The 11,759-nt window shown below is 55.9% G+C and carries 9 protein-coding genes; all 9 read right to left on the reverse strand.

Annotated features, from left to right (window positions below; all coding sequences use genetic code 11):
- Nucleotides 1–28 precede the first annotated feature (28 nt).
- A complete protein-coding gene (gene trpA, locus FCS96_RS16630) occupies nt 29–841 on the reverse strand; it encodes a tryptophan synthase subunit alpha (RefSeq protein WP_138441503.1) in 813 nt (270 codons plus the stop codon).
- Between the two features lie 19 nt (nt 842–860).
- On the reverse strand, nt 861–2,069 hold the full coding sequence (trpB, locus tag FCS96_RS16635; protein WP_407658122.1) for a tryptophan synthase subunit beta: 1,209 nt from the start codon (nt 2,067–2,069) through the stop codon (nt 861–863).
- Nucleotides 2,070–2,073: 4 nt separating this feature from the next.
- Complete coding sequence (locus FCS96_RS16640; RefSeq protein ID WP_138441505.1) at nt 2,074–2,691, reverse strand: phosphoribosylanthranilate isomerase; 618 nt, start codon at nt 2,689–2,691, stop codon at nt 2,074–2,076.
- A complete protein-coding gene (gene truA, locus FCS96_RS16645; RefSeq protein ID WP_138441506.1) occupies nt 2,688–3,596 on the reverse strand; it encodes a tRNA pseudouridine(38-40) synthase TruA in 909 nt (302 codons plus the stop codon). Before truA ends, FCS96_RS16640 begins: the two co-directional genes overlap by 4 nt.
- Nucleotides 3,597–3,702: 106 nt before the next feature.
- A complete protein-coding gene (locus FCS96_RS16650; RefSeq protein ID WP_138441507.1) occupies nt 3,703–6,921 on the reverse strand; it encodes a FimV/HubP family polar landmark protein in 3,219 nt (1,072 codons plus the stop codon).
- Between the two features lie 313 nt (nt 6,922–7,234).
- Nucleotides 7,235–8,350, reverse strand: coding sequence for an aspartate-semialdehyde dehydrogenase (gene asd, locus FCS96_RS16655; protein ID WP_138441508.1), 1,116 nt, complete (start codon nt 8,348–8,350; stop codon nt 7,235–7,237).
- Between the two features lie 126 nt (nt 8,351–8,476).
- Complete coding sequence (gene leuB / locus FCS96_RS16660; protein WP_138441509.1) at nt 8,477–9,550, reverse strand: 3-isopropylmalate dehydrogenase; 1,074 nt, start codon at nt 9,548–9,550, stop codon at nt 8,477–8,479.
- A gap of 39 nt (nt 9,551–9,589) precedes the next feature.
- Nucleotides 9,590–10,237 carry a 3-isopropylmalate dehydratase small subunit gene (gene leuD / locus FCS96_RS16665; RefSeq protein WP_138441510.1) on the reverse strand — a complete coding sequence of 216 codons (648 nt, stop codon included), beginning with the start codon at nt 10,235–10,237 and terminating at the stop codon, nt 9,590–9,592.
- 17 nt (nt 10,238–10,254) lie between these two features.
- The gene (gene leuC / locus FCS96_RS16670; RefSeq protein WP_138441511.1) at nt 10,255–11,673 is read right to left on the reverse strand and encodes a 3-isopropylmalate dehydratase large subunit; all 1,419 of its coding nucleotides are present in this window, start codon (nt 11,671–11,673) and stop codon (nt 10,255–10,257) included.
- Nucleotides 11,674–11,759: the final 86 nt, after the last annotated feature.

Genomic DNA, 11,759 nt, shown 5'->3' on the forward strand with positions numbered 1-11,759 from the left:
TTGATGCCAGTCGGCCGGTCCCTCTAGTTCAGGAACTCAGGCCATCCAAAGCCTCACGCATCGGGTGGAGCAGATCCGTCAGCGCTCGCTTAAGCTGGTCGGTATCTGCCTGGTTTCTGGCTATTGTATCTACCAGGACGCTACCAACAATTACACCATCGGATACCCGTCCCACCGCAGCGGCTGTCGCAGCGTCCCGAATACCGAAACCTACCGCTACCGGAAGTGCCGTAAGTTTATGGATGTGATCCACGCGACTGGCGACCTCTTCGACGTTGATTTTCGAAGCCCCGGTCACGCCATTGAATGAAACATAGTACACATAGCCCGAGGAATGCTCGCTGATTGCGCGAATCCGATCATCGGTGGTGGTCGGCGACAGCAGGAAAATGGCATCCAGGTTGCGCTCTGTGAACAGTGGAGCAACCTCGTCCGCTTCCTCCGGCGGCAGGTCCACCGTCAGGATGCCGTCGACACCAGCATCAACCGCAGCATCGGCGAAAACTTCATAACCCATGGCTTCTACGGGGTTCAGATACCCCATCAAAACAATCGGCGTTTCACTGTCCTTGATACGGAATTCCTTGACCATGGCAATGACCTGGCGCAGCGACGTTCCGTGTTTCAGGGCGCGCTCACAGGCCAGCTGGATAACCGGGCCATCAGCCATGGGATCCGAAAACGGCACACCCAACTCGATGATGTCGGCACCTGCGGCCACCAGAGTGTGCATCAGACCTACCGTCGCATCGGGATGCGGGTCACCTGCGGTGATGTAGGGAATAAGTGCCTTGCGGCCTTGTCCTTTAAGGGCCTCGAGGGTCCTTTCAATTCGGCTCATGCCTGCTCCTGTAACTTCTTCAGATCTCGATGCCTTCAAGCTTGGCAACCGTGTTGATATCTTTATCGCCCCGACCGGACACGTTGATCACGACGGTTTGATCCTTGTCCATGGTAGCCGCAAGCTTGATGGCGTAGGCCACCGCGTGGGCTGTTTCCAGTGCCGGCATGATCCCTTCGACACGGGTCAGCTTACGGAACCCTTCCATCGCCTCATCGTCGGTCACGGACACATAGTTGGCACGACCAATGTCTTTTAACCAGCTGTGCTCAGGGCCTACGCCCGGGTAGTCAAGACCAGCACTAACTGAATGAGTGCCCGCAATCTGGCCATTCTCATCTTCCATCAAATAAGTACGGTTGCCATGGAGGACGCCGGGGCGGCCGGCGCACAGCGGTGCGGCATGCTTACCGGTTTCAATGCCCAGACCACCGGCTTCGACGCCATACAACTGAACAGATTCGTCAGACAGGAACGGATAGAACATACCGATAGCGTTGGAGCCACCACCCACGCACGCCACCAGGGCGTCCGGAAGCTTGCCGGTTTTCTCCAGCGCCTGGCGGCGGGTTTCGCGGCCGATGACTGACTGGAAGTCACGAACCAGCATCGGATACGGGTGCGGACCGGCGACCGTGCCAATGATGTAGAAGGTTTCGTCTACGTAAGACACCCAATCGCGCATGGCATCGTTCATGGCGTCCTTGAGCGTGCGAGTGCCACTTTCAACAGCATGCACCTCGGCACCGAGCAGCTTCATGCGAAACACGTTCAGCGACTGGCGCTGCACATCCTCTGCACCCATGAACACGTGACATTCCAGGCCGAGACGGGCGCAAACGGTTGCAGTTGCAACGCCGTGCTGACCCGCACCGGTTTCGGCAATGATCCGCTTTTTGCCAAGAAAACTCGCCAGCAGCGCCTGGCCAATGGTGTTGTTCACCTTGTGGGCGCCTGTGTGACACAGATCTTCACGCTTCAACCAGATCTGGGCACCACCGGTTTCCCGGGTCAGTCGTTCGGCGAAATACAGCGGAGTGGGCCGACCGACATAATCCGCCAACTCCTTGTCGAAGCGGGCCTGGAACTCCGGATCGTTCTTCAGCTTCTTGTACTCTTCCTCGAGCGTCATCAGGGAATCCATCAACGTCTCGGAAACAAACCGTCCACCAAAGGCACCAAAGTGCCCCCTTGCATCCGGCAGCGCGCTCAGCATTTCTTCAGTCAATTTCTCAGACACGGTGAACCTCTTTGATAAAGTCGGAAATTTTTTGGATATCCTTGATGCCTTTACTGCGCTCCACGCCCCCGCTGACATCAACGGCCCAGGGTTGCACCTGCTCTACAGCGCGAAACACGTTATCAGAAGACAAACCACCGGCCAATATAAGTGGCAGCGGCCTCTCTGACGGGATCAGATCCCAGTTAAAAGACTTTCCGGTCCCGCCGTAATGATCGGGATCCCAGGCATCCACGAGCAGCCCTGCGGCCTCGTGGTACTGGTTAAAAGCCTGTATTACCTGTTCGCGATTCTGGACCCGTACAGCCTTGATCCAGCGACGCTGAAATTGGCTGCAGAACTCAGGGCTTTCATCCCCGTGAAACTGGAGCAGATCCAGAGGCAGATGTTCAAGGACCTCTCTCACCTCCTGCTCTGTCGGATTCACGAACAGGCCTACAACGGACACAAAGGCCGGCACCGATCTAATCAACTGCTGGGCATCGGCAATACTGACGGCTCGCGGACTCGACTCATAAAAGACAAAGCCGAGCGCATCAGCACCGGATGCAACCGCGGATTCCACGTCTTCGGTGCGCGTCAGGCCACAAATCTTGACTCGCGTACTCATGCCTGTTGTACCGGTTGCTTCGGATGAATGTGGGTTGGCGGTATCGGTCGATTCTCTGATCGATCAAACCAGGGTCGCAAAAACCCCGGCCCGCACTCAGCCTGTGGGATACCGAAATGACCCGGGTAGCCGACATCAACAAGGTATAGGCCATGCGGCGGCGCCGTGACCCCTGCCATTGTCCTGTCTCTTGCCCCTAGTATGTCATGAATCCATCGAGCCGGCTTCTGCCCTGCGCCAACCGCCATAAGGGCGCCCGCGATGTTCCTCACCATATGATGGAGAAACGCGTTTGCCTGCACGTCTATTACGACAAAATTGCCCTTGCGGGTTACCGCAATCCGCTCCATATAACGGATTGGTGTACGGGACTGGCAGCCCGCCGCCTGGAACGACGAAAAATCATGCTCCCCCAGCAACGCCTGTGCGGCTTCATGCATGCGTTCAGCATCAAGAGGACGGAAGGTCCAGCTGACCTGACCGCGCTGGATGCCGGGTCGAACAGGGTGATTATAGATAACGTAGCGATAACGCCGATAGACGGCAGAGAAGCGGGCGTGGAAATCTTCAGCGCCATTACCGGCCCAATGAACAGAAATATCACTGGGCAAGGCAGTATTGATGCCCATGACCCAGGAGCGAAGGTTCCTGATCGACGGGGTTTCAAAGTGCGCAACCTGGTAGCTGGCATGGACGCCGGCATCGGTTCGTCCGGCACAAACCAGATTAACGGGATGATTCGCCACTTTTGCAACAGCCCCTGCCAGGTTCGCTTCTACAGAGCGCACCCCGGATTTCTGCTGCTGCCAGCCATGAAAGTCGCGCCCATCGTATTCGAACGCAATGGCGACCCGACCGTTACCAATTTCATTACCCGTGGTGAGTTGTTGAGGTTCGAAGAACAAGCGCCTATCCGAAAAAGGTCATACTGAAAAAAAACAAAGCGCCGACTTGTGTCGGTCAAGAACCCGACGGCCGGCGCTTTTACCTGAATGACTCGATTATAACGAATCAGGACAGATTTTTAAGGAGATCCTGTGCTTCGCCTTTCTGCTCATCGTCTCCTTCCAACGCAACTTCCTCAAGGATGTCACGGGCACCATCATTGTCGCCCATCTCGATGTAAGCACGGGCCAGATCCAGCTTGGTCGCCGCCTCATCAGTACCGGCCAGGAAATCAAAGTCGTCTTCGTCACCCAGCTCGCTTTCATCAATCTCAATGGCACCGAACTTAGAAGCATTTTCGTCCACGGTTTCCGAAGCGACCGGCACTTCAACGTCGTCGTCACCGCTCGGCAACTCAGGCTCACCCAAGTCATCCAAAGAACTCAACTCTTCCAGTTCCTCGGTGCCGGCGATTTCCTCTTCCGGACTGGCAGCTTCGGTCTCCCCAAGAACATCACCCTCGGCGAGCGTATCTTCAAGGCTCAATTCATCATCCAGCGCAGCTGTCTCTTCCTCCTGATGATTGGCCGAGTCTGCGGAATCCGAGAACTCCTCCATCAACGCCAGATCCTCATCTGAGACGTCCAGCTCTAGATCGTCGAGTGAAGACTCTTCCACTTCTTCACCTCCAAGCTCGCTGTCTTCGTCGGCTACCTTGTCTAACTCAGCATCAAGTTCATCCAGGAAGGACTCGTCGAGGGAGTCAACATCCGGCTCAGCACTTGAAACTTCTTCGGTTGCACCAACCTCAAGAGCATCCGCCTCAGGCTCGTCATCAAAAGCGCTTTCGAGTTCCAGCTCCAGATCGTCATCTTCATCGGTCTCGCTCAGCTCCAGCGAGCTCTCATCTTCAAAATCAATTTCCAGCGCCGAATATTCGTCATCACTCTCTGGCGAGGATTCCAGCGAAGCCTTCCGACCTGCCTCGCCCTCCTCTTCCGAGTCGAGAGAAATTCCCGACAGATCGTATTCGATCATGTCTTCGTCGTTCTTTTCTTCAGCGACCTCGTCCGTACCTTCTTCAACACTTTCTTCAGGAACCACTTCAGCAGGCTCACCTGAATCCGCTACTCCGGCATCAGCGGATTTCTCCGCAGACTCCACTTCACTGAGATCGAAATCCGCAAAGTCGGTATCCAGTTCTCCGAATTCGTTCTCAATCTGCTCTTCCTGCTCCGAATCATACTGATCAGCCAACAGCTCATCAGAAACCTGCATCTCGTCGTTATCAGATTCTGCAGTTTCAGAATCCAGCGGCTGAACGCTACCAAACGAATCAGACCTGAGCTGTGACTCAAGATCGTCGATGCTCGGCATTGCTTCAGCCTCGTCCAACTGGGTGCGAAGCGCTGTCGCAGAGGCCATTGCCTGATCGTCATCCAGCGCGGCGATCTCGCCAAACTGCTTTTCAAAAGAATCGCGATCCTGACTGTCGGCATAGACACCCAGAAGCTTCAGGCGCAGATCGGTGCGGCTTGGCTCACGGGAAATCGCGGTTTCCAGAGTTTGGGCTGCCTGGTCGTGGCGACCGTAGGCAATATAGGTGTCGGCTTCGGCCAGTGGATCTTCGGTTCCAGCTGAGCCTGGCTCCTCGTCATCCAGGCTCAGCTGGAACGAATCACTGGCATCCTCTGGTTCACCGTTCAGTTGCTCGTAAAACGCCTTTTCACGATTGGCATTTCTGCGGGCCAAGAGCAACAGAAGCAGCAGCAGAACAATCAGGCCACCACCAACTGCAATTTGGTAGATCGCGTTGCCGGTGATGGAATCAAAGATATTTCCCAGTAAACCTCTATCAGCTGCCGGCTGCTGATTGGACGGCTGCGGCACTGGTGCTGCTTCGTCGGTTACTGCTTCCGGAGCTACAGGCTCGGCCTCGACAACCTCTACCTGCTCGGGCTCCGCCATCGGCCCAGCGTCAACCGCAGAACCGTCATCTGCAGCGGCAGCGGCAGCGGCCTCGGCTTCAGCGACTTCACCTTCCGGCGCTGTGGCTGTGCCCTCAGTGGCATCAGAAGTTTCGACTTCAGCAGCCGGCTCGGCTTCACCTGCATCGGTAGCAGCCTGATCCTGTCCTGTAGCCTCGGAATCAGCTGCCACAGGTGTGCCTTCAACGTCAGCGGCACCTTCCGGCGCATCTGTTGCTGCGACTTCTTCCGAATCTCCGGCCATCTGCTGCATTTCTGCGAGCTGGCTATTCTTCAATTCGAGTAATCGCTGCAGTGTCTCGACCTGCTCCTGCAGATCACCAACACGGGTGTTCAGTTCTGCGTTTTCACGACGGGCACTTTCAAGCTGCTCCATCGCGACCGCATTCCCGGCGTCCACACCGCCGGCAAGCTGACCATCGCCACCGGCTGAACCGCCTTCAGTTGCTTCGCGGCTATCTTCTTCCGGGACCAGAAGCTTAAGCTCGTCACCCCCAGCCGTTGCCGGTTCCGGTGATGCCTGAGTCTGGCTTGCGGCCGTGGCATCGACGGTGCGTTTTGGAGTCTGGAAGTCACTATTCTGCTGGCTGACTGCGCGGATCGCCTGGGCTCGGGTGCGTGACTGGATCTGGTCCAGCGTCGGCACCCGCAGAATTTCACCGCGCTTCAAGCGATTGATATTGCCGCCAATAAAAGCATCAGGATTCAGATCCTGGAGGGCAAGCATCACTTGCTGCATTGATACCGAGTCATTGGGTCTAACTCGCGAGGCGATGGTCCAGAGGGTGTCAGATGACCGGGTTGGGCCCAGGGTACTACCCTGGAAGCTACGGCTCAGGGATTGTTGGGCCTGAGTCTGGCGACGAATGGATTCGCTACTTCGCTCGACTGACGGCTGCGACTGGACCGAGGTAACCGCTGGAACTCTAACCTGCTCCTGGACACCGGATTCTTCGGCGTATACCGGAGGATCTACCAGTACCGCGTATTCCCTCATCAACCTTCCGCTTGGCCAAGTCATCTCAAGCAAAAAGTTCAGATAGGGTTCACGCAAGGGCTCCCTGGACGACACATTGACCGCCAGCGATCCATCGTTCTGTGTAACAACCTGGAACCTGAGCTTACTCAGAAACTGGTTGCGGCTGAGTCCAACCCTTTCATAGGCAGATTCGGGAGCGACGTTCACAAACACGTCTCCAGGATCTACTCCCCGACTTTGGGGCAGATTTATCTCCGCATCCAAAGGCTCGTTCAGATAAGACTGAAGTTCAATTTCTCCCAGCCCCAGGGCTTGTGCGACGCTGGAACCAAGCCCTCCCGCCAGAGCCAGGGCAACCGCAAGCTTGCGTACCTTCATGCTTTTTCCTTTCCAGTCTCCGTTATTCGTTACTGCTTTAATAAAACAGAATCGGACGAGGTTGGATGACTTCCGTCTGGATAGTTCTAGTTATTATGTCGTTTTATTAACGTTTGGTCCGGCAAGTATTGTTGATAATATCCCTTTTATCAATCAATCAGCCGCATCCCTTGTACCATTTTTTTATCAATCGCGCGGAACTCCCTAGCGCTCTTGAAAATAACAGGGGCGAAGGCTGAAATCAGCCTTCGCCCCTCTTCCGGTTTTCAGAAACCGGACACAGTTGGCATTAATTGCCACCGCGTAACATTTCTTAACGTTCCTGCAGGATTCGCAGCATGCGCCTCAACGGCTCGGCTGCACCCCACAACAACTGATCCCCCACCGTGAAGGCAGAGATATATTCTGGCCCCATGGCGAGCTTTCGGATCCGGCCAATCGGAACGCTGAGGGTTCCTGTGACCTTAGCTGGCGTGAGTTCTTCCATGGTGGCATCACGATCGTTGGGAATCACCTTAACCCAATCGTTCGCTCTCGCCAGAATGGACTCAATTTCCGCTACCGGCAGGTCCTTTTTGAGTTTGATCGTCAAGGCCTGACTGTGGGAACGCATCGCGCCGATACGAACGCAAATACCGTCGATCGGAATCGGATTGTTGCTGCGACCCAGAATCTTGTTGGTCTCAACACCGGCCTTCCATTCTTCCTTGCTCATTCCGTTGTCGAGTTGCTTGTCGATAAACGGAATCAGACTGCCGGCCAGCGGAACACCAAAGTGCTCAGTCGGGAAGTCGCCAGAACGCATGGTTTCGGTAACCTTGCGATCAATCTCGAGAATGGCGGACGATGGATCCGCCAGCTCGGATTTCACGCTGCCATGCAGATCGCCCATTTGGTTGAGCAGCTCCCGCATGTTCTGGGCACCGGAACCGGAAGCGGCCTGATAGGTCATGGGAGAAACCCACTCGATCAGATCCTGCTCAAGCAGGCCGCCCAGGGCCAACATCATCAGACTGACAGTACAGTTACCACCGACGTAATCTTTAACACCTTCGGCCAGGGCTGAATCGATCACATTGCGGTTAACCGGGTCCAGCACGATAACTGAATGGTCCACCATGCGCAGAGTCGATGCGGCATCAATCCAATAGCCCTGCCAACCGGCATCGCGCAGCTTCTGGTAAACCGCCGAGGTGTAATCCCCACCCTGACAGGTGACGACAACATCAAGGGTTTTGAGAGTATCGATATCGAACGCGTCCTGGAGTGGAGGCACCCCTTCCTTGCCAACGTCCGGCGCCGGTTTGCCGGTCTGCGACGTTGAGAAAAATACCGGATCGATATCGGCGAAATCGTTTTCGTCACGCATGCGCTGCATGAGGACCGAGCCCACCATGCCACGCCAACCTACAAGTCCAACTCGCTTCATGTGCGACCTTTGAACCTCTTTTATGCCCGCCCTCAGCCCTTTTCGCTGGCTGGGACAGGATGGGTGATCCCGCGGCAGCCGCATCGTGGTGCCGTCGGGTCTTAATTAATCGGAAGAGGCGCCTGCTTACAGGGCAGCCAGTACGGCTTCGCCCATTTCACTGGTCGAGACCCGTTTGCCGTCATCGGACATGATGTCAGCTGTACGCAAACCCTGATCCAACACCTTGCTGACCGCTGTCTCAATAGCTTCCGCGGCTGTTTCCTCACCCAAGCTGTAGCGCAACAACATGGCAGCACTCAGGATGGTCGCCAGCGGGTTGGCAATGCCTTGACCGGCAATATCCGGGGCTGAACCGTGGCAAGGTTCATACATACCCTGCTTGTCGGAATTCAGAGATGCCGATGGCAACATGCCAATAGACCCGGTCAGCATAGCTGCTTCGTCAGAAAGAATATCACCAAACATGTTGCCAGTCACAATCACGTCGAATTGCTTGGGTGCGCGAACCAGTTGCATGGCGGCGTTATCCACATACATGTGAGACAGCTCGACATCCGGGTACTCGCGACACAGATCGTTCATGATCTCGCGCCAAAGCACGGTCACTTCCAGGACGTTGGCCTTATCCACGGAACACAGTTTCTTGCCCCGCTGCTGAGCCGCCTCAAAGGCTACACGGCCAATCCGACGAATCTCGGATTCGGTGTAGGCGTAGGTGTTATAACCCTGGCGCTCACCGCTCTCAAGTTCACGAACCCCGCGAGGCTGACCAAAGTAGATGCCGCCGGTCAGCTCTCGCACGATCATGATATCCAGACCAGACACCACCTCGGGCTTCAGTGACGAGGCCGAGGCCAACTGAGGATATAGGATGGCCGGCCGCAGGTTGGCAAACAGCTCCAGATTCGAACGCAGGCCCAACAGGCCCTTTTCCGGTCGCTTTACCATCGGGAGGCTGTCCCACTTCGGGCCGCCAACTGCACCCAACAGGATGGCATCAGCTTTTCTGGCGCTCTCCAGGGTTTCCGCTGGCAGCGGCGAATCGGTCGCATCGATGGCAGCACCACCGACCAGACCCGATTCAAAGCTGAGCCCCAACCCAAATTTTTCGTTTACTTTTTTCAGTACCTGTTCGGCTTCGGCAACGATTTCGGGACCGATACCATCGCCCGGCAGCATTAATACGGTTCTGGACATAATCCTTTCCTGTGTCAGATCTACTTCAATCAATAAGAATCAGTTTCCGGCGCCAAACAACCAGGGCGCGGTCTGTCGACGCTGCTCTTCGTAGGCCTTGATCACTTCGGCTTGCTCGAGGGTGACGCCGATATCGTCGAGGCCATTCAGCAGGCAGTGGCGACGGAAGTCATCAACCTCAAAATCGAAGGCCTCACCGGCAGGCGTGGTGACCGTCTTTGCCTCGAGATCAACCGCCAGTTGATAGCCCTCTTGAGCCTCAGCCTCATTGAAAAGCTGATCAACAATTTTTTCTTCTAAAACAATTGGTAACAACCCATTCTTAAAGCAGTTGTTGTAGAAAATATCGGCAAAGCTGGGAGCAATGATCACCCGAAAACCATAGTCTTCCAGCGCCCATGGGGCGTGCTCACGGCTCGAACCACAACCAAAGTTAGTGCGGGCAAGCAGCACACTGGCGTTTTTGTACCGATCCTGGTTAAGAACGAAATCCGGATTGATCGGACGCTCGGAGCAATCCTGATCCGGCTTGCCCTCATCCAGGTAACGCAGTTCATCAAACAGGTTCGGCCCAAACCCGGTCCGCTTGATAGACTTCAAAAACTGCTTGGGAATGATCATGTCCGTGTCCACATTGGAACGGTCCATGGGGGCCACCAGGCCCTGGTGTTGCTTTAATGCGCGCATGGTCTCTCTCCTGTGGCTCAATTCATCAATTCACGGACATCAACGAAATGGCCGGTAACCGCTGCGGCGGCGGCCATGGCTGGGCTGACGAGGTGAGTGCGACCACCAAAGCCCTGACGTCCTTCGAAGTTCCGGTTGGACGTGGACGCGCAATGCTCACCCTGCCCCAATTTGTCGGCATTCATGGCCAGGCACATGGAACAACCCGGATCACGCCATTCCAATCCAGCTTCAATGAAGATCTTGTCGAGCCCTTCCTGTTCGGCCTGGGCTTTCACCAAACCAGAGCCCGGGACCACCATGGCCTGCTTCAGACCAGCAGCGACCTTGCGCCCCTTGACCACTGCCGCCGCTTCGCGCAGATCCTCAATACGGCTGTTGGTGCAGGAACCGATAAATACCCGATCCAGGGCAATGCCCGTGATCGGCGTGTTAGGTTGAAGCCCCATATACTTCAGAGCCCGAACAATGCCTTCACGCTTGATGGGATCCTGCTCTTTGGCCGGATCCGGCACGAAGCCGTCGACCCCGGCAACCATTTCCGGTGACGTACCCCAGCTGACCTGCGGCTTGATCTCAGAGCCCTCAAGCTCAACTACTTTATCGAAGAAAGCATCGTCGTCGCTGTGCAGGGTGCGCCAGTAGTCCACCGCTGCATCCCACGTTTCACCGGTCGGTGCAAACGGACGGCCACGCACGTAGTCGATGGTGGTGTCATCCACGGCAACCATGCCCACCCGGGCACCCGCTTCAATCGACATGTTGCAGATTGTCATTCGGGCTTCCATGCTCAAACCACGAATGGCTTCACCGCCAAATTCGATGGCATGACCGGTACCGCCGGCGGTACCGATCTTGCCAATGATAGCCAGTACAACGTCTTTACCCGTCACTCCTGGCCCGAGCTTGCCATTTACCTTCACCAGCATGTTCTTCATTTTCTGCTGCACCAGGCACTGGGTCGCCAGTACGTGCTCAACCTCTGAGGTGCCAATGCCATGAGCCAGACACCCGAAGGCGCCGTGGGTGGAGGTATGGGAGTCGCCACAGACGATGCTCATACCGGGCAGCGTTGCACCCTGCTCAGGCCCGATAACGTGCACAATGCCCTGGCGTTGGTCCTTGATCTTGAATTCGAGGATGCCGAACTCGTCGCAGTTCTTGTCGAGGGTTTCCACCTGGGTGCGGGAGACCGGATCGACAATACCGTCGATACCCTTGTCTCGATCCGTCGTCGGAACGTTGTGATCAGGAGTGGCGATGTTCGCATCGATCCGCCAGGGCTTACGCCCGGCCAGCCGCAAGCCCTCAAACGCCTGAGGCGAAGTGACTTCGTGCAGCAGCTGACGGTCGATATAAATCAACGCAGAGCCGTCGTCCCGTTGCTTGACCAGATGGTCGTCCCACAGTTTGTCGTATAAGGTCTTGCCCGCCATGATTACTCTCTCGTTCGTAGGGGGTTCTTGTTCAATGAATGGGTCTATCTTACTCCCCCGCATCCGATAACCTCAATTCATGTTTT

This window comes from Marinobacter alexandrii, from assembly GCF_005871205.1.
GTDB classification, from domain to species: domain Bacteria; phylum Pseudomonadota; class Gammaproteobacteria; order Pseudomonadales; family Oleiphilaceae; genus Marinobacter; species Marinobacter alexandrii.

What these genes read in the sequence shown, in the direction of transcription:
- trpA (WP_138441503.1), bottom strand. Translation starts at nt 841, where the DNA reads ATGAGCCGAATTGAAAGGACCCTCGAGGCCCTTAAAGGACAAGGCCGC.
- FCS96_RS16640 (WP_138441505.1), bottom strand. Translation starts at nt 2,691, where the DNA reads ATGAGTACGCGAGTCAAGATTTGTGGCCTGACGCGCACCGAAGACGTG.
- FCS96_RS16650 (WP_138441507.1), bottom strand. Translation starts at nt 6,921, where the DNA reads ATGAAGGTACGCAAGCTTGCGGTTGCCCTGGCTCTGGCGGGAGGGCTT.
- asd (WP_138441508.1), bottom strand. Translation starts at nt 8,350, where the DNA reads ATGAAGCGAGTTGGACTTGTAGGTTGGCGTGGCATGGTGGGCTCGGTC.
- leuB (WP_138441509.1), bottom strand. Translation starts at nt 9,550, where the DNA reads ATGTCCAGAACCGTATTAATGCTGCCGGGCGATGGTATCGGTCCCGAA.
- leuD (WP_138441510.1), bottom strand. Translation starts at nt 10,237, where the DNA reads ATGCGCGCATTAAAGCAACACCAGGGCCTGGTGGCCCCCATGGACCGT.
- leuC (WP_138441511.1), bottom strand. Translation starts at nt 11,673, where the DNA reads ATGGCGGGCAAGACCTTATACGACAAACTGTGGGACGACCATCTGGTC.